This window comes from Actinokineospora guangxiensis (assembly GCF_042657845.1).
In the GTDB taxonomy this organism is placed as follows: Bacteria; Actinomycetota; Actinomycetes; order Mycobacteriales; family Pseudonocardiaceae; genus Actinokineospora; species Actinokineospora guangxiensis.
This window is the reverse complement of the sequence record NZ_JBHSKF010000014.1, coordinates 145,243-164,759: the sequence shown is the minus strand read 5'-3', so window position 1 is coordinate 164,759 and position 19,517 is coordinate 145,243. Positions and strand designations below refer to the sequence as shown.

General features: G+C 74.9%; 5 protein-coding genes. All 5 read right to left on the bottom strand.

The features are described 5' to 3' along the window. Positions 1–2: 2 nt before the first annotated feature. Genes ACFPM7_RS23835 through ACFPM7_RS23815 form a run of 5 tightly spaced genes read right to left on the bottom strand, consistent with a single transcriptional unit; the run spans position 3 to position 19,489 of the window. On the bottom strand, positions 3–1,187 hold the full coding sequence (locus tag ACFPM7_RS23835) for an FAD-dependent oxidoreductase (RefSeq protein WP_378249967.1): 1,185 nt from the start codon (positions 1,185–1,187) through the stop codon (positions 3–5). Next, positions 1,157–5,542 carry an amino acid adenylation domain-containing protein gene (locus ACFPM7_RS23830; protein WP_378249966.1) on the bottom strand — a complete coding sequence of 1,462 codons (4,386 nt, stop codon included), beginning with the start codon at positions 5,540–5,542 and terminating at the stop codon, positions 1,157–1,159. Before ACFPM7_RS23830 ends, ACFPM7_RS23835 begins: the two co-directional genes overlap by 31 nt. Next, entirely contained in the window at positions 5,539–6,285 is a 747-nt protein-coding gene (locus ACFPM7_RS23825) for a thioesterase II family protein (RefSeq protein WP_378249965.1), read from the bottom strand. The genes ACFPM7_RS23830 and ACFPM7_RS23825 overlap by 4 nt, the downstream gene beginning before the upstream one ends. Beyond that, entirely contained in the window at positions 6,282–13,613 is a 7,332-nt protein-coding gene (locus ACFPM7_RS23820) for a hybrid non-ribosomal peptide synthetase/type I polyketide synthase (RefSeq protein WP_378249964.1), read from the bottom strand. Before ACFPM7_RS23820 ends, ACFPM7_RS23825 begins: the two co-directional genes overlap by 4 nt. Next, positions 13,610–19,489, bottom strand: coding sequence for an amino acid adenylation domain-containing protein (locus tag ACFPM7_RS23815; RefSeq protein WP_378249963.1), 5,880 nt, complete (start codon positions 19,487–19,489; stop codon positions 13,610–13,612). The genes ACFPM7_RS23820 and ACFPM7_RS23815 overlap by 4 nt, the downstream gene beginning before the upstream one ends. Positions 19,490–19,517: the final 28 nt, after the last annotated feature.

The following is a 19,517-nucleotide window of genomic DNA, read 5'->3' as shown; positions in this document are numbered from 1 at the left end:
CGTCACCCGGCCGGGGTGAGGTCGAAGGTCATCATGGCCCGCCACGCCTGGACGGACTTGTCCTGCGGGGCCTTGCGGGTGAAGGTGTCGCGGACCTTGCACAGCAGTCGGTTCTCCACCTTCTGCAGGCGGTCCATGGTGAACACCCGTTTGCGCAGCCAGGCGACCCGGCCCTCGCGGCGCCGCTCGTAGGCCCGCAGCGCGGAGACGGGGTCGGCGGCCGCGGCGAGCTCCTCGCCGAGGACGACCGCGTCCTCCAGCGCCTGGCAGGCGCCCTGGGCGAAGACCGTGGGCATGGCGTGCGCGGCGTCACCGAGCAGGGTGACCGGGCCCGCGCCCCGGCGACCGGCCTCCGGGTGCACCAGCACGGGGCTGGTGACGATGGCGTCGTCCGGGGTCGAGCGCACCAAGGCGGCGAACTGCTCGGGGAAGTCTTCCAGGAACTCCAGGACCGCCTGCTTGATCGGGGTTCCGCCCGCGAGCCGGTCGCGCAGAGCGGTGGTCGTGCCCACCGTCCAGGACACGGCCTGGTCATCGAGGGGCCAGCAGCCCGCACCGCCGCCGCGCGGCCCCCACGCCATGCGCACGGTGTTGGGCTCCACTCCCGCCACCGCGCGCCCGATGCCGCGGATGGGGTGGCTGCTCTCGACCGGGTCACCGTCGTCGAGCAGGGCGCGGCGCACCGCCGATCGGGCGCCGTCCGCTCCGACGAGCACATCACCGCGCTCGACCGAGCGGTCGGACAGCCCGACCACGACGCCGCCGCCCGGAGGCTCTTCGTGGTGCGTGAGGGCCGCGCCGAGACGCACGGGAATCCCGGCTTCCTGGCACGCCGCCACCAGCAACCGGATGAGGTCCGAGCGCCGGATGTTGACCGACGCGGTGCCCAGGGTCGCGCCGATGTCGCCGATCGGCGTCTCACCGATCGGCCTGCCGCGGTGGTCGGTCAGCCGCATGCGATCGATCCGGTCTCCCGCGGCGAGGACCTGCTCGCGCAGCCCCAGCCGCTCCAGCGCGGTGACGGCGTTGCCCCACAGGTTGAAGGCGGTGCCCGCCGAGCGGGTCGGGTCGGTGGCGCGTTCGAAGACGGCGACCTGGGCGCCTGCCCGGTGCGCGGCCAGCGCGGCGGCCAGACCGCCGACGCCGCCTCCCGCGATCAGGACCCGGCCACGGGGGTGGTTGGCCATGCCTGTGCTCCTTCCTCGGTCGCGGTCTGCCGCGGCTCCACGAGGAAGCCGATGCGGCGCAGGTGGTCGAGGTAGCGGGCGAGGACTTCGGCGTCGACGAGGGGGCAGCGCACGTCGTCGCCGAGGAACTCCCTGGTCCGGCCGGACTCGAAGCGCGGGTCGCGCATGCGGTGGCTCGCGTGCTGGGTCCACTCGCTCATCAGCGCCGTCGCCACGGACCAGTCGGTGCGGCGGTCGTCGGCGGCCATCTCCAGCAGCCGGGCGTACCAGCGGGTCATCGGCAGTGTCTCGGTGGACCTGCCCGCGAGCGCGAAGCCCGCGATCAGGTCGTCCAAGACGAGCGGGCTCGGGTTCACCAGGTGGAAGACCCGGCCGTGGGCGTCGGGCCTGCGCGCGATCGCCGCCATGGCCGTGCCGACGTAGTCCACCGGGACCATGTCGAGCACGCCGTCGAAGGCAGGGAGGGCTTCCAGCGCGACGGAGGCGCGCAGCAGCTCGGCGAGCGCGTCGTGGCCTGCCTTCCACGCACCCGTGCGGCTGTCGCCGCTGACCCTGCCGAGCCGGTGCACCACGACGGGCAGGCCCCGATCCCGGGCCTGGGCGGCCAGCCGCTCGGCGACCCACTTGGTCTCGGTGTAGCCGTTGGGCAGCATCGGCGCCGCCGGGTCGAGGTCGACCTCCACTCCCCGGTAGAGGCCCTCGGCGGCGGCACGGGCCGGGAAGACGCCCACCCCGGAGACGTGGTGCAGCACCGAGGCGCGGCCCGTCATGGCGAGCCTGATGACCTCTGCGGTGCCTGCCACGTTGCTGGCGCGCAGCCTCCGATAGGGGTGCAGGAAGTTGACCTGCGCGCCGAAGTGGTAGATCTCGTCCACCTCGGAGATCGCGGCGAAGCGTTCCTCGCCGAGTCCCAGGGCAGGCCGGGCGAGGTCGCCCGCGAGGCCGTGCACCCTGCCTGCGAAGCCGTCCTCCCACCAACCGAGGCCGCGAAGGTGCTCTTCCAGCCTTCGCAGAGCCTGGTCGTCGTCCTGGGCTCGCACCAGGCAGTGCACGTGGGCGTCGGTTCGGCGGAGCGTCTCGGCCACCAGCCGCGCGCCGGGGAAGCCGGTGGCACCGGTGACGAGGACCGAGGCCGGGTCCTCGGGCCAGCGGCGTCCGCGAGCGGCGATCAGCGTGGGCGCCAGTCGGGCTTCTCGGGCCAGGTCGGGCGCTCCGGGGCGGTCGGGCCCCGTCGCGGGGACCCCGCCGCCGTCGACGAGGGCGGCGAGGGAGGCGACGGTCGGCGATTCGAAGAGGGTGCGCAGCGGCAGCGACACGCGCCACCGCGACCGCACCGCGCTGACCACCCGGGTGGCGATCAACGAGTGCAGGCCGAGATCCTGCAGGTCGTCCTCGACGCCGATCTCGGGGACCGCGAGCAGCTCGCTGAGGAGTGCCGCCAAGTGCGCCTCGGTCGGGGTGCGCGGCGCCATCGCGGACCCGGCCGGACCGCCGGGTGCGGGCAGGGCAGCCCGGTCGACCTTTCCGTTGCCCCGCAGGGGCAGGCGGTCCAGGGTGATCACGGTGCCCGGCACCAGGTAGTCCGGCAGTGCCGCCGCGCAGTGCGCCCGCACCGCGGCGGGAAGCGCGCCGCGGTCGGCGCCCGCCTCGGGCACCACGTAGGCCGCCAGCACCCCGCCGGTCCCCGGATCGCGGACCGCCGCGACGGCGGCGCGCACCCCGGGGACCGCGGCCAGGTGGTGCTCCACCTCGCCCAGCTCGACGCGGTGGCCGCGCACCTTCACCTGGTCGTCGGCGCGGCCGAGGAACTCCAGTTCCCCGTCCTGGGTCCACCGGGCCAGGTCGCCGCTGCGGTAAGCGCGCAGGTGGGCCAGTTCGGGCAGCGGCGCGGTCCCGAAGCGCCGCTCGGGGTCGCCCTCGGTGTAGCCGAGTGCCACGCCAGGCCCGCACAGCCACATCTCGCCGGGCGCGCCCAGCGGGGCGGGCAGGCCCGACAGGTCGGTGAGCACGACCGCTGTGTCCGGCAGGGGGACACCGATGCGCGACCGCGGCCGTGCCGCGACCGTCTCGGCCAGGTCGAGCCGGTGGCTGCACACCCACACGGTGGCCTCGGTGGGTCCGTAGGCGTTGACGACGGCGACATCGACCTCGGCGGTGAGCCACGGGGCCAGCGCGGCGGGTTCCACCTTCTCGCCGCCGAGGACCACGGTGCGCAGGGCGAGGCGCGGGCCCTCGACGGGCAGCTGGGCGAGCGCGGAGGGCGACAGGGTGCAGACGGAGACCTGTTCCCGGGCCAGCAGCGCGCGCAGTTCCTCGGGGTCACGAGCGGTGTCGGCGGGCACGACGACGAGGCGCGATCCCGTGATCAGCGCACCCCAGGTCTCCCACGCGGCACCGTCGAAGGCGGGTGAGAAGAACTGCGACCACACGTCGGCACCCGAGAGGTCCAACCGCTCTTCGGCACAGGCGACGAGTCTCAGCACGTTGCGGTGCGTCACGGCCACGCCCTTGGGCGCACCGGTGGAGCCGGAGGTGTGCAGGACGTACGCGACCGCCTCGGGGTCATCGGGAGCCGGGGGCGCGGGGTCGGGCAGGACGGCGGTGAGGTCGACCGCGGGGAGGCCGACGTCGCCGCCGATGCCGTCCTCAGCGACCACGGCGACCGCTCCGGCGGCCTCGGCCACAGCTCGGTGGCGGGCGGCCGGGTGGTCGGGGTCGAGGGGCACGTAGGCCGCGCCCGCCCAGAGCACGCCCAGCGCGGCCGCGGGCAGGCGCACCCCGCGCCGAGCCGCGACCAGGACGCGGTCCCCGGGTCGCACGTCGACCGCGCGCAGCGCCGCCCCGACCCTGCCCGCGAGGTCGACGAGCGCCCCGTAGGTCAGCTCTCCGCCGGGCCCGGCCACGGCGACGCGGTCCGGGTCCGCCTCCGCGATGGCCCGGACCGCCGCGGTGATCGAGGACGACCCGGCGGCGACCTCGCGGACCGGGCCCGCCAGTTCGAGCACCCGGGCGCGCTCGTCCACGCCGATGACGTCGATCTCGCCCAGTGGTGCGTCCGGGTTGTCCACGAGGGCCCGCAGCGCGGTGACGAGCCGATCGAGCATCCGCCGCGCGCCGGGCTCGCCGAACCGCGTCCGGTCGAAGATCACGCGCAGCGGCAGGTCGCGACCGGGCAGCGCGATCAGGCTCATCGGGTACTGCGGTCTGCCGTCCACCTGGTAGCCCGCCAGCTCAAGCCCTTCTTCGGCGAAGGAGATGTCGGGGATCGGCACGTTCTCGTAGGAGACGATGGTCTCGAAGAGCACGTCGGGTGAGCGCACCCCGCTCCAGCCGCGGATGTCGGGCAGCGTCGCGCCCGCGTGCTCGCGGGCCGCCAGGATGCGGCCCTGCAGGTCCGCCAGCCACACCGCGGCGGGCATCGCGGGGTCGAGCCGGGCGCGCACCGGCAGGGTGACGATGAGCGGTCCGACGACGGACTCGCAGCCGTCGACCTCCGCGGGCCGGTGGGACATGGTCGCTCCGACGACGATGTCGTCCGCGCGGTACGACCGTGCCAGGACGAGTGTCCAAGCGCCTTGCACCAGGGTGTTCAGGGTGAGGCCGCGCGCGCGGCCCACCTCCTCGACGCGCGGCGCGAGCGGACCGAGGATCGACTCCACGTAGCCGTGGCGCACCGTGTCCCCGCCCGCGTCGGGGTCCTCGCCGGTGTCCAGTGGAGGCGGGGACTCGTACCCGGCGAGGTGGTCTGTCCAGAACCCGCGCAGTCGCTCCGGGTCCTGCTCGCGCCACCAGCGCACGTAACCCCGGGGGGACCGGGCGGGGCCGAGCACGGGCTCGTGCCCGTGGTGCAGCGCCTTGTACAGCTCGACGAAGTCACCCATGATCAGCCCGAAGGACCAGCCGTCCATCACCAGGTGGGAGAACCGCCACGCCAACCGGTACTCGCGGTCACGGGTGCGGAACACGGTGAGCCTCAGCAGCGGCGCGGATTCCAGGTCGAACCCGCGCCTGCGCTCGTCGAGCAGGTGGGCGGCGAGGGCGTCTTCCTGGGCGCACGGGTCGAGGTGGCGCAAGTCGATCTCGTCCAGCGGCAGCGCCGCGGACCTGTGCACGACCTGCACGGGCCGGTTGATGTCCTCCCAGGAGAACGACGTGCGCAGGCCCGGGTGCCGGGCCACGATCACCTCCCACGCCCGGCGCACGACCCCGGCGTCGAGGGCGCCGCGCAGCGTGAAGGTCATCTGCTCGAGGTAGAACCCGGCGTTCGGGGCGCGCAGGCAGTGCACCAGGAGGCCGTGCTGGACCGGGGTGAGCTCCAGGACGTCCTCGACGTCCGGGGTGCGCGGGGTGGTCATGGGCGCGCGGTCCTTTCAACCGGGTCCCTGCGGGACGTGGTCGCGTGGGCGGAGACGAGCGCGGCGGCGACCCGGCTCAGGAGGGTCTCGCGGTCGGTGTCGGGGAAGAAGTGCCCGCCGGGCAGCACGTGCGCGGCGAAGCCCGCGGGCGCGTAGCGCGCCCACGCGGTCGCGTCCTCGACGGGCGCCTCCAGGTCGTCGGCTCCGGCGAAGACGGTGATCGGGCAGGACAGCGGCGTTCCCGTGCGGGGTTCGTAGGACTCCGCGACGCGCAGATCGGCCCGCAGCACCGGGAGCAGCAGCCGCATCATCTCGTCGCTGGCGAGCACTTCCGGCGGCGTGCCGCCGAGGCGGGCCAGGTGCGCGCGCAGGGTGGCATCGTCCATCGATCCGGTCCGGCTGCGCGCGGGCAGGTGGGGTGCCCCCGCACCCGCGGGCAGCAGGCACAGCGGCGGGATTCCCTCGTCCTGCATGTCCACGGCGAGTTCGTAGCCGACCAACGCGCCGAGGCTGTGCCCGAACACCGCGTACGGCCCGTCAGCGGCCGCGGCGCGGAAGGCGGGGCGCACCGCGTCCAGCAGCTCGTGCAGGACCGCGCGCGGCGGCTCGGCGAAGCGCGAGCCGCGGCCGGGCAACTCGACCGGGACGATCTCGACCCAGTCGGGCAGGTCCCACCTCAGGAAAGCCCGCGCCGCGGCGCCCGCGGGCGGCAGGCACAGCAGGCGCGTCAGCGGGGGCTTCACGCGGCACCGTCGGACAGGTTGGCCATGACCTCCGCGAGTTCGCCGTCGCTCAGGCCGGCTAACGGGAAGTCCGCGGCGTCGGCGGTGGCCCACCCCGCGGTGGCGCAGTGCTCGGCGATGGACCGCAGTGCCACGAGTGTCGCCTCGGTCAGTCGCGCGGCGTCGCGCCCGTCGTGCGGGCCGTTCCACGCGATGCTGAGCGCCCCGTCCACCACCGCCGTGGTCAGGGTGGGGCCGGTGCGCTCGATCGGCAAGGGGGCCACGCCCGCGAAGTGGAAGCCCAGTGAGACCTCATTGGGCCCGTCCGCCTCATTGACGAGGGACCGCAAAGCGGACTTGGCGTGGTGCAACGCCTCTGGCCCCGCCACGCTGTGGGCGGGAACGGTGAGCGAACCCGCGAGCGTGAACGGTCCGATGTGGTCTACCGCCTCGACGCCCGGCAGCGCGGACCGCGCCTCGACGCGGATCTGGCACGCGGCGGGGTGTTCGAGGACCACGCTGAGCGCCGCGAGGCAGATCTCCGCCATCCCGGCCCGATGGGCTGAGGCGGCCAGCGCGGCCAGTCGGGAGGTCTCCTCGACGCCGAGCGCGGCGACGACGGGTTCCCCGGGCGGCGCGGGCGGGGCGGGCGGGGCCGGGGCGCGATCGGCGGCCGCGCGCAGCCAGTCCACCGCCGCGGTGGACGGCAGCGGCGGCGGGCCGCCCGCGAGCAGCGCGGCGGTGCGCTGGGCCAGAAGTGGCAATGACGCGGCGTCGGCGGCGAACTCGTGCGCCAGCCAGTACACGGCTTGTGCGTCGCCCAGTTCGAAGAGGACGGCTTGGGCGACGGCCGCCCCGGGGTCGAGCTCGTCAGCCATCTCGGCCAACATCGCCGCGAGCGCGCGGTCACGCGCGGCGACCGGCAGCGCGGACAGGTCGATGACGGGGACGTAGGCAGGGGTGGGCTCGGCGATCACCTGATCCTCGCCGCGGCGGCGCAATCGCAGGGCCGGTGTGCCCGCGAGCAGCGCCGTGGCCGCGGCGGTGACGGCGTCGGCGGTGACGGCGCCCTCCAGCGGCACGCACACCCACCGCGCCCGGTCGGCACCGCGCTGGTGCGCGGTCAGCGGGAAGCCCGCCGCGGACTCCTCCGCGCTCTCGGCGCGGCGTCCCGCGACCCCCGCCGCGGCGCGCAGGCTCGGCTGCTCGAACAGGTCCTGCAGGCTGAGCGCGAGCCCCTCGGCGGTGGCGCGGGCGGCGACCTGCACGGCGCGGATCGAGTCGCCGCCGACGGTCAGGAAGCCCAGGTCGAGGTCGACGGCGTCAACACCGAGGACCTCCCCGACGATGCGGGCGAGCGCCTCGGCCACGGCGGGGTCGGCAGTCGCGCCGCCTGCCCCGGCGGGGGACGCCGCCGGGTCGGGCAGCGCCGCGCGGTCCACCTTGCCGTTGGCCGTGAGCGGAAGGGCGTCGATGACGACCAGTGCCTGCGGGAGCAGGTAGGCGGGCAGGTGCTCGCGCAGTTGGTCGGCCACGGATCCGATCAGGTCCTCGTCGCCGCCCCAGCCGGGTTCGGCGACCACGTAGCCGAGGAGCCTGCGGTGGTGGCGGTCGCCGGGCGCCGCGGCGACCGCGGCCGCCACGCCGGGATGCCGGACCATCGCGGCCTCGACCTCGCCGAGCTCGATCCGGTATCCGCCGACCTTGACCTGACCGTCCTCACGGCCCAGGAACTCGATGAACCCCTCCGGCCGCCACCGCCCCAGGTCACCGGTCCGGTACAGCCTCGTCCCCCACCGCGGGTGCACCACGAACCGCTCCGCTGTCCGCCCGGTGTCACCCAGGTAGCCCTCGGCCACCCCGACACCGCCGATGTACAGCTCACCCGTCACGTGCACGGCGCATTCGTCCATGGCGTCGTCCAGGACGTGCAGGGTCTGGTTGCGCATCGCGGTTCCGTAAGGGATCGAATCCCAGCCCGGGTCGACGTCGCCCACCTCGTGCGCGACCGACCAGATGGCGGCCTCGGTCGCGCCGCCCATCGACACCACCCGCACCCCCGGCGCCGCGGCGCGCCACCGCTCGGGCAGTTCGACGGGGATCCAGTCGCCGGACATCATCGCCACCCGGATCGGCACGGGACCGGCGTCGGGCGCGCCCAGCACGTGCTCGGTGAACATGGCGGCCAGGGCGGGCACCGTGTTCCACACTGTGACCCGGTGCTCGCGCACCAGTTCCAGCCAGCGCTGCGGCGCGCGGTTGTCCCCAGGCCCGGGGAGGACCAGCGCGGCCCCCGCTCCCAGCGCACCGAAGACGTCCCACACCGACAGGTCGAAGCTCAGCGACGACAGTCCGAGGACGGCGTCATCGGGCCCCACGCCGTAGCGCTCGCAGACGTCGACGCAGGTGTTCAGCGCCGCCGTGTGCGAGACGACGACCCCCTTGGGCTCGCCGGTCGACCCCGAGGTGAAGATCACGTACGCCGGGTCGTCCGCGCGCAGGAGGGAGTGCGGGGGTTCTTGGCGCGGTGGGGTGTTCGCCAAGTCGACTTCGACCACACGCACGCCGTCGGGCCAGCGTGTCCCCGCCGCGGCGGTGGTGATCGCGACCCGGCAGTCGGCGCGGTCGAGCAGGTGGGCCAGCCGCTCGGGCGGTAGGTCCGGGTCGAGCGGCAGGTAGGCGCCGCCGCCTGCGTGCGCGCCGAGCACGGCCGCGATCTGCGCCGCGCCCTTGGGGCACGCCACGGCGACGTACTGCCCCGGCCCGACGCCCAGCTCGCGCAGCCGGTGGCCCAGGTCGGCGGCGTGCGCCCCGAGGTCTGCGAAGCTCAGGCCGCTCGGCGCGTCCTCGGCGACCACGGCGACCCGGTCCGGGTGCTCGCGGATCTGGCGCCACACCCGGTCACCCAACAGGCCGTCCGGCACCGGTCCCGAGGTGTCGTTGGCCGCGTCGACCAGAGCCCGGTCGGCCTGCGGCAGGGGCAGGACCGGCGGCTCGTCCCACCCGTCCCCGTCGGCGAGCCGGTGCACCAGGCCCACGAAGCGGCGCAGCATCGCGTCGAGGAGACCCTCCGGGAACAGCTCGTCGATGCCCAACCAGCTGAGGTACACCCCGCCTGCGACCTGGATGACCGCCCCGTCGAGCCACACCTGCGGTGTCTGCGCGGCCTCGTGGACGATGTCGCCCAGCCAACCCAGCAGCGCTTCACCCGGTCCTTCGGCCTGCTGGACGAGGGTGGAGGTGAACACCACGGGCATCCCGCCCTGCACGCCGCCGCGGGCCAGCTCGCGCAGCACCTCCACCCCGTCGACGTGGCGGTGCTCCAAGTCGGCCCAGCTCTGGTCGCGCAGTGCGCGGGCCAGTTCGGTGAAGCTCCCGCAGCCGAGGTCGACGGGCAGCAGGTCGAAGGAGGCGAACTCGCCGACCAAGTCCTCCACGTCGGGGTGCACGGGGTGGCGGTTGGTGACGGTCACGTTGACGGTGAACCGGCGTTCCCGGGTCCAGCGGCCCAGGGCGGTGCCGTAGGCGGCGAGCAGAACCGACGACGGGGTGAGGCCGCGCCGGGTCCCCTGCTCGACCAGACGCGCCCACACGTCCTGGGGCAGCAGCTCGCTGTGGGTGCCGAAGCGCGGCGCGCGGATGTCGGCGGGCCGCGCGGCCAGCGGCAGGCCGGGCGGGCCGGGGAGCTGGCCCACCCGCTCCCGCCAGTAGGCGAGTGAGGTGTCGTGCTGAGGGGAGTGGCGCTGCGCGTCGACGGCGAGCACGTAGTCGCGGTAGCTGATCCCGAGCGGTCGCAGCACCTCCGGGCCCCCGGTGTAGGCGCGCCCCCAGTCGCGCAAGAGCAGCCGGATCGATCCGATGTCGGCGATGAGCAGGTCGAAAGACAGGAAGACCCGGGCTTCGTCGTCGGGAAGCAGCGCGACGACGATCTCGTACAGCGGCCACGTGTGGATGTCGCGCATCTCGTGGGAGAGCCGGCCACGCTGGGAAGCCAGCTCCGCCTCGCGATCGGCTTCCGGGTGGGCGCGCAGGTCGACCACGGTGATCTCGTAGGGCCCCGCGTCCTGCGTGATGCGCTGCTCGCCGTCGCGGGTGATCACCGCGTCCAGCATGGGGTGCCTGCGCTCGACGGCGCGCCACGCGGTGCGCAGGCGGTCAAGGTCCACATCCCGAGCACCGACCTCGAAGTAGACATGCGCGGCGACGTTGCCCAGCGCGAAGTCGCCCTGCCTGCCGATCCACTGGGCCTGCTGGATGCCCGTGAGCGGAAAGGGGTCGTGGGCCCGCAGCACCTCGCCGGGCGCCGCCACCGCGGGATCGGACACCGCGGTGGCGGGCTGGACCGGCGCGGCGCCCGTTTCGCCCGCGACCCGAGCGCCGAGTTCGGCGGCGAGGGCGGCGACCTCGGCGACGGTGCCCGCGTGCACGAGTTCGCGCAGCGGGATGGCCGCGCCGAGGTCGGCCTCGATCCGCTGGACCACCTTGATCGCCAGCAGCGAGTGCCCTCCCAGTTCGAGGAAGGGGTCGTCGGCTCCGATGACCCCGATTCCCAGCAGGTCCGACCAGATGGACGCGACAGCGCGCTCCAAGCCGCCGGACGGCTCGCGGTAGGCGACCTCCAGTTCAGGCCGGTCGCCGTCCGGGGTCGGCGTGGCCGGGGCGTGCTCGGCGGGCACGTCGTGCGCGGGGACCGCGGCGGTCGCCGGGTCGGCGTCGATCCAGTGGCGGTCCCGACGCAGGCGGTGGCCGGGGACGGGGACTCTGCGGCGGGCGGCGTGGCCGTCCACAGCGGACCAGTCGAGATCGATTCCGGCGAGCCAGATCCTCCCCGCCGCGGTGGCCGCGGCGCGGGTGGCATCGATCGGGTCGTCCGCGGGACCCAGCACCGGCACGAGCGCCGCGCCGCGCGCTGCCGGGTGCGTGCGGACCAGTGCGGTGAGCGCGGTGCCGGGCCCGGCCTCGATCCAGGCCGCGCCGGGGAACCGCTCGACGACCCGGGCCACGGCGTCGGCGAAGCGAACCGGCGCCAGCACCTGGCGGGCCCAGTACCGCGGGTCGGCGGCCTCGTCGTCGGTGAGCCACGTCCCGGTGAGGTTCGACAGGACCGGTGTGTGCGGCGCGCTGAGGCGAACACCGGCGAAGGCGTCCGCGAGCCGCTCCGCCGCCGGGGCCATCATCGGCGAGTGGAACGCGTGCGAGGTGCGCAGCGGGCGGGTGGAGACGCCGTCGGCCCGCAGCTCGGCGGCCAGTGCGTCGACCGCGTCCACCGGGCCGCTGACCACACTCAGCTCGGGGCCGTTGACCGCGGCGACGGCGAGGTCCGGCGTGAGGCGATCGGTGAGCGCGTCGGCGGGGAGCCCGACCGCCGCCATCGCCCCGGGCGCACAGGCGTGCATGAGCCTGCCGCGCACAGCGGCGATCCGAGCGGCGTCGGCCAGCGGGATGACGCCCGCCAGGTGGGCGGCGGCCAACTCGCCCACGCTGTGGCCGAGCAGAGCGGCTGGAGCCACCCCCCAAGAGCGCAGCAGCGCGGCGAGCGCGACCTCGACGGTGAAGAGGGCGGGCTGGGCGTGCCGGGTCTCGGTCAAGACGCCGGCATCGGCGTGCTCGGCGATGAGCGCGCGCAGGTCGGTCTCGCCGAGTTCGCCGCGCACCGCGTCGGCGCAGACGTCGACCACGTCGCGGAACACCGGTTCGGTGCGGTACAGGCCCGCTCCCATCCCCGGGTGCTGGGAACCTTGGCCGGGCAGCAGCCAGCACGCAGGCGGCGCGGCGTCGGGGGCGCGGCGGGACAGCAGGCGAGCCGGGTCGCCCCCGGTGAGCACGTGCGCGGCGTCGGCGGCGTCGCCGACGACGGCGATCCTGCGGTGCGGGAAGGATGTGCGTCCGGTTTGCAGAGTGCGTGCGGTGTCGTCGAGCCCGGGCGCGGTCGGGACGGCGACGGCGGTGGCGAGCTCCTCGGTGGCGGCGTCGAGGGCGGTGGCGTCCCGCGCGGAGAGGACGAGCACGCGCACGTCCCGGTCGGGACCGGTCGGCGCGGGAGCGGGTCCCTGCTGGAGGACGACGTGGGCGTTGGTGCCGCCGAAGCCGAAGGAGCTGACCCCGGCTCGCCGCGGACCACCCGCGGGCCACGCGACGGCCTCGGTGGGGACGGTGAAGACGTCGCCGAAGTCGATCTCGGGGTTGGGTTCGGTGAAGTTCAGGCTCGGGGCGATCTCGCCCGCGCGCAGTTCGAGCACGGCTTTGGCGAACGAGGTGATGCCCGCCGCGGAGTCGAGGTGGCCGAAGTTCGACTTCACCGACCCGACCAGGCACGGTGCGGAGCGCCCGGCGCCGGAGCCGAAGACGCGGCGCAGCGCGGCGATCTCGATGGGGTCGCCGAGCGGGGTGCCGGTGCCGTGCGCCTCGACGAGGTGGATGTCGTCCGGGGTCACGTCGGCGACCGCGAGAGCGGCGGCGATCGTGCGCGCCTGGCCGAGCACGCCGGGTGCGGTGTACCCCGCTTTGGCGGAGCCGTCGTTGGCCAGTGCGCTGCCGAGGACCACCGCGTCGACGCGGTCGCCGTCGGCCAGGGCGTCGGCCAACCGCTTGAGCACCACCACGCCCGCGCCGCTGCCGATCGTGGTGCCGGTGGCGCGGGCGTCGAAGGGCCTGCAGTGGCCGTCGGAGGAGAAGATCGAACCCTCTTGGTAGAGGTAGCCGCCGCCGTGCGGCACGCGCACCGTCACCCCTCCAGCCAGCGCGACGTCGCATTCGTGGCCGATCAGCGCTTGGACGGCGAGGTGCACGGCTGCCAGCGACGACGAGCACGCCGTCTGCACGGAGATCGCGGGTCCGTCCAACCCGAGGGTGTAGGCGACGCGGGTGGCGAGGTAGTCCTTGTCGTTGGCGAGCAGGTACCGGAAGCTGTCCGGCGAGGCGTCGTACACCCGCCCGCGCAGCAGGTTGCCGATCAGGTAGCCGGACAGGGACGCGGAGGCGTAGACGCCGATGGACGCGTCGCCGTCTCCGGGCACGCAGGCGGCGTCCTCCAGCGCCCGCCAGCAGCACTCCAGGAACAGCCGGTGCTGCGGGTCGAGGATGGCGGCGTCGCCAGGGCTCATGCCGAAGAACCCGGCGTCGAAGCGGTCCACGTCGGCCAGTTCGACGACCGTGCGCACGAAGCGGGGATCGCTCAACCAGGACGGGTCGGCGCCGCGGGCCAGCAGCGCCTCGTCGTCCAGCGCGGTCACCGACTCCACCCCCGAGCGCAGGTTGTCCCAGAACGCCGCGGTGTCGGCGGCGCCGGGGACGCGGGTCGCCAAGCCGACGACGGCGACGGCCTGCTCCGGGTGCTGGATGTCCGTCATGGTCGGATCACTCCTTCCGGGGTGGCGGCTGGTGCGCGAACTCCCCCGCGAGCCGCTCGCCGGGCGGCGGCTCTGCGGTTCTCCCGAGCCAGTTCGGCGTCCGGCGCCGCGGACAGGGCCGTGGTCAGGCGTGCGGAGAGGTAGTGGGCCAGGTCGCGCACGGTGCCGTGCTCGAAGACCGCCACGAGGGGGAACTCGACGCCGATGCCCGCCTTGGCGGCGCGGTAGAACCGCACGAGCACGGCGGAGTCCGCGCCGAGGTCGAGGAATCGGGCCGTGGCGGGCGCGGGCCTGCCGAGCTCGGCGGCCAGCGCGGCGGCGAGCACCTCTTCGACCGGGCCCTCGGCGGGCTCGTGGTGGGGGGCGGGAACGGCGGCGGCGGAGCGGGAGGCGACCGCGGCGCGGTCCACCTTCCCGGTCGGGGTCAGCGGCAGCGCGGGGACGACCTCCACGGTGGACGGGACCATGTAGGCGGGGAGCGCGCGGGACAGTGCGGCCCTGACCTGCGCGGTGAAGCGCTCGTCGGTTTCCGGCGCTCGGCTCGACACCCCGTCCGGCAGCAGTGCGCCGCCGACCACGGCGTGCACGATCTCGTGGTCGTCACCGAGTCCCAAGGCCGCGCGCAGCGCTCCCCGGGGGTCGTGGACGCCGGACTGGCACAGGCCGATGCCGTGGCGTGGTGCGGCGTCTTCGAGGAGCTGGGTCATCAGGCCGGCCTCGATGAGGCAGAAGTCGCGGGCACGGGAACCGTAGAGCGGGCGGATCGCGGCGTGGTCGGCGACCAGGAACGCGGTGAACGCCGCGGCGGACGCGGTCACCGCCGGGACGCCGAGACCCGCACCGGGGCGCAGGTCGTCCGCCTCGGCAACCGGGAGCAGGGTGTGGGTGTCCGGGTCGTGGTAATACACGCCCCCCGCCAGACCGGCTATGGCACCGGCTCGCACGTGCAGGTAGGTCTGGACGGCATAGGCGCTGCCCGCCGACCCGTAGGCGAACTTGGGCAGTCCGGGGCCTTCGTGGGCGCGCAGCACCTCCAGCGCGGCGGCGAGGTCGGCGACCGGCACCGGACGGTCGGCGAACTCGCGCCTGCTGGAGCGCGACGGGGTGCCGGAGCTGGTGGCCAGCGCCGTGCCCGCACCACCGAGGTCGGTGCGGCGGCCGTGCCTGGCGAGGAGGAACCCGGCCTTGTCCACTCCGGACAGGAGCTCGGCATCGCCCGGTAGTCCGGGTGGGGTGGAGGCGGTGCGCACCACGGCGGCGACGAGGCGCCTGGCGTGGCGGTCCCCGGTGGCGGCGGCAACGGCCGACTCCACCCCGGGACAGGCCGCCAGGGCGCTCTCGACCTCGCCCAGCTCGATCCGGTACCCGCCGACCTTGACCTGACCGTCCTCACGGCCCAGGAACTCGATGAACCCCTCCGGCCGCCACCGCCCCAGGTCACCGGTCCGGTACAGCCTCGTCCCCCACCGCGGGTGCACCACGAACCGCTCCGCTGTCCGCCCGGTGTCACCCAGGTATCCGTGCGCCACCCCGGCGCCGCCGATGTACAGCTCACCGGTCACGTGCACCGGGCACTCCCGCATCCGGTCATCGAGGACGTGGACAGTCTGGTTGCGCATCGCGGTCCCGTACGGGACCGAGTCCCACCCGGGGTCCACTTCGGCGACCTCGTGGGCGATCGACCAGATCGCCGCCTCGGTCGCGCCGCCCATCGACACCACCCGCACCTCGGTGGCGACCCGGGCGAGCTTGCCCGGCAGGTCGAGGGGGATCCAGTCCCCGGAGAGCAGCGCCAGCCGCAGGCGGGGTCCGATCGGTCCCCCCGGGTAGTCGGCGAACATCTCGGCCAGCGCGGGCACCGAGTTCCACACCGTCACCCGGTGCTCGCGCACCAGCTCCCACCAGCGCGCCGGGTCGCGCCGGTCGTCCTCGCGGGGGAGCACGAGGGCCGCCCCCGCGCCGAGGACGCCGAAGACGTCCCACACCGACAGGTCGAAGCTCAGCGACGACAGGCCGAGGACCGCGTCGCCCGGCCCGACCCCGAATCGCTCGCACACGTCGACGCAGGTGTTGACCGCCGCGGCGTGGGAGACCACCACCCCCTTGGGCTCTCCCGTCGACCCGGAGGTGAAGATCACGTAGGCCGGGTCGTCGGGGTGTGCCGGGCACGGTGGGATGTCCGCCGCGCACGCGTCGAGGTCCACCGGGACGGCCCGCACCGGTGCGGGCAAGTCGTCGTCGGGTCCCACGGCCAGCGCGCAGCGGGCGCGGCGCAGAAGCAGATCACGCCGCGCGACGGGCAGGCCGGGGTCGAGGGGCAGGTAGGCGGCGCCGGTCATGGTGATCGCGATGGCGGCCACGACCTGGGCCGCGCTCTTGGGCAACCGGACCGCGACGACCGACCCCGGTCCGGCGCCCGCGGCGGCCAAGCGGGCAGCCAGCGCCCGGCAGCGGTCACGCAGGGTGCCGTAGTCGAGGACCGCGTCGTCGGCCACGATCGCGCGGGCCGTCGGGTCGCGGTCGGCTTGGGCGAGGAAGCGGTCGGCCAGCAGGCCGCCCGGCCGCTGCGCCGCCGTCGCGTTGGCCCGCTCGACCATCCGCACCTGCTCGACTGGCCGCGGGTCCGGCAGCGCGGCCGACCACGCGGCGCCATCCGGCTCCGCGAGCGCGCGCAGCAGTGCCGTGTGCGCGGCGAACATGGCGTCGAGGACGCCAGGGCGGAACGCCTCCTCCACGCAGTCCCAGTTGTACTCGAGCCCGTCGGCGTCCTCGAACACCTGGTGGTCCAGAAGGACCTGGGGGGTCTGGGACACCCCGTGCGCCTGCTCGCCGAGCCAGCGCAGCGGCGTCCGCGCACCGCGGGCGGCGTGCCCGGAAGCGCTGGCGAACACGACCGGGGCGAACACCTCACCGCCGTCGCCGCGGAGCCGGGCGAGGTCCCGGAGCACGGCGACGCCGCCGTAGGCGGTGTGGTCGAGATCGGCCATGAGCCTGCGCTGCACGCGTCCGGCCAGCGCCACCAGGCTGTCCTCCGCGTCGACCTCCACTTCGAGCAGGGTCACCGACGTGAAGTCGCCGACCACGCGGTCGACGTCGGGGTGCACGGGCTTGCGGCCGAACGTCGGCAGGCTGAGGGTGAACCGCCGTCGCGCGCCCCACGCGGCGAGCACGGCGGCGTGGCAGGCGATGAGCACCGCGGCGGGGGTCAGGCCCTCGGCCCGGGCGCGGTCGACCACCCTGGCCCACTCCGGCGCGCGCACCCGGGCGCTGCGCCGGGTGAACCGCGGCGGCCCGGTCAGCGCCGACGGGGCGGTGGCCAGCGGCAGCGTCGGTCCTGGGGGCAGGTCGGCGAGCCGGTCGTGCCAGTAGCGGCGCGCGCGCTCGACCTCGTCGGGGTCCGGGTCGGCGGCGAGGACGTACTCGCGGAAGGAGAACCGGGGCTGTGGGGGCAGCGGGGCGCCGCGGTAGGCCGACTCCCACTCGGCGGAGATGATGTGCAGGCTCCACAGGTCCATGACGAGCAGGTCGAGGGCGACGCAGACCCGTTGGGTCCCGTCGGGCAGGAGCAGGACGCGGATGTCGAAGGGCGGCCACTCGTCGTCGGCGAAGGTTCGCCGCGACATCTCCTCGCGAATGGCCGACTCGGCCCCGGGTGGCTTGTCGCGCAGGTCGACCACCGGTAGTTCGACGGGACCTGGATCGTGCAGGACCTGCTGCGTGCCGTCGGAGCGGATCACCGAGCGCAGCGCTCCGTGGCGCGCGACCACGGTCCGCCAGGCGTTCGCCAGGCGCTCGGGGTCGAGGTCCGGGGCATCGAACTCGCCGTAGAACTGCGTCCCCACACCGCTCAGCGCGTAACCGCCGGAACGACCGACGAAGTAGGCGTGCTGCAATTCGGTGAGCGGGAACGGCTCGTGCCGGGCGACGTCGTCGTTGCCGGGTGCGGACTCGGGCGCCGCGGGCTGCGCCGCGGCGGGCGAGGCGGTGAGGCTCCCCCGCAGGGCGTTCACCGTGGTACCCGCCAGCTCGGGCATCGGCACGCGCAGTCCGAGCACCCGCGCCAACGCCGAGCGAAGCGAGATCAGCCGCATCGAGTCCAAGCCCAGCCGCACCAGCGGTGTGTCCTCGGCGTCGGAGGGCAGCTGCTCGCCGAGAACGTCGGCGACGAGCAGCGCGACCGGGTCGGGTGCTCCGCCGCCGACCTCGGGCTCGGCGTCGGTCCCGTCGAGGTGCCCGGCCAGGAACGCGGCACGGCAGGCGGCGCGGCGGACCTTTCCGTTGTGCGTGAGCGGGATCGCCTCGTCGGGGACGGCCAGCACGGTGTCGGGGTCGATGTCGTGCTCGGCGACGACCGCGCGGCGTGCGGTGGCGGCCACGGCGGCGGCGTCGTCGTGCGGTCCGGCACCAGCGAGGACGACGAGCAGGTCGCGGTCTTGCCGCACCACTGTGAAGGCGGCCGCGCGGTGGGAAGGGCGGACGGCGCGCACGGAGCGCTCGACGTCGTGCGGCGACAGGTTCCGGCCCCGCACAACCAGCAGCTCGCTCAGGCGCCCGCAGACGACCAGCTCGCCGTCGAGGTCGAACCCGAGGTCGCCGGTGCGCAGGTAGGGCCCCGAGCCGTCGGCCAGCCGCGCACCGAACACCCGCTCGGTGTCGGCGGGCCTGCGCCAGTAGCCGGGCGCGACGCTGGCGCCGGACAGCCAGATCTCGCCGACCGCGCCACGGGCCACGGGCTCGGCGGTCTCGGGGTCGACCAGCAGCAGCCGGGTCCCCTTGCCGGGGGTTCCGCAGGCGAGCAGGTCGATGGCTCGCCCCGCACCGCCGTCCGGGACCGTCTGGACCTCGCGCTTCTCCAGCTTCGCCGTGTCCACGCGCACCGCGCGCGGGCCGTCGGGGCGCAGCCCGCCGGTGCCCATCATCACGTCCGTTGTCCCGTAGGCGGGGAAGAACGCCGAGCGGCGGAAGCCGGACCCGGCGAAGCCGTCCGCGAACTCATCGATGAGCGCCGGGTCGATGCGCTCCGAGCCGATGATCGCCACCGACCAGCCGGAGAGGTCGATCCCGGAGGTGTCCATCCCAGGAAGTGCTTCCACGCAGCGGCGGTATCCGATCGGCGGCGCGCCGGAGAGGACGGGCGCTGGTGCCGAGGCGACCGCGGCGAGCCACTCCCGGGGTTCGGCCAGCACGTCTTCGGGCACCAGCAGCGTCAGCTGACCGCGGCGGTGCGCGGCCAAGAGGACGAAGTTGAGGCCGAGCACGTGGTGCACCGGCGCCCACGACACGACGGACCCGCCTTCGGGCAGACCGGCACGGTCGGCGAGCACGTCCACCCAGGTGCGGAGCAACCGGTGAGGCACGACGGTCCCTTTGGGTGTTCCCGTCGTCCCCGAGGAGTACAGCAGCAGCGCCGGGCTCTCCGGGTCGACCTGGCGCGGGTGGGCGACCGGTTCGTCGGCTTCGGTCTCCTCGATCACCACCCACTCGACCCCCGGCGCGCCGCGCGCCTCCCACAGTGCGCGGGCGCGGAGCGTCGTCGCCGCGTCCGCCACGACCGCGTCGACGTCGGCGTCGAGCGCGATGTCCACGAACGAGTCGCGGTGCGCGGTGGGGGGTTGCACGGGTATGGCGCAGGCCCCGGCGTAGAGCGAGCCCGCGAGCGCGGTGCAGAAGCGCACATCGTTGCCCGGCAGGAGGAGGACGCGGCTCGCCGACCGCAGCCGCGCGGCGACGCGGCGGGCGGCGAGGTCCCACGACGCGCCGGTGAGCGTCGCGACCGCGGTGCCCCCCGGCCCCGCTTCGACAACCAGGGTGCGGTCCGCCGCCGCCGCGCAGTGCGCGCGCAGCATGTCCACCACGCTCGTCGTGCTCTCGTTCATCGCCAGCGCTCCTGTCCGGTCCGGCGGC

What these genes read in the sequence shown, in the direction of transcription:
- ACFPM7_RS23835 (WP_378249967.1), bottom strand. Translation starts at nt 1,187, where the DNA reads ATGGCCAACCACCCCCGTGGCCGGGTCCTGATCGCGGGAGGCGGCGTC.
- ACFPM7_RS23830 (WP_378249966.1), bottom strand. Translation starts at nt 5,542, where the DNA reads ATGACCACCCCGCGCACCCCGGACGTCGAGGACGTCCTGGAGCTCACC.
- ACFPM7_RS23815 (WP_378249963.1), bottom strand. Translation starts at nt 19,489, where the DNA reads ATGAACGAGAGCACGACGAGCGTGGTGGACATGCTGCGCGCGCACTGC.
- ACFPM7_RS23820 (WP_378249964.1), bottom strand. Translation starts at nt 13,613, where the DNA reads ATGACGGACATCCAGCACCCGGAGCAGGCCGTCGCCGTCGTCGGCTTG.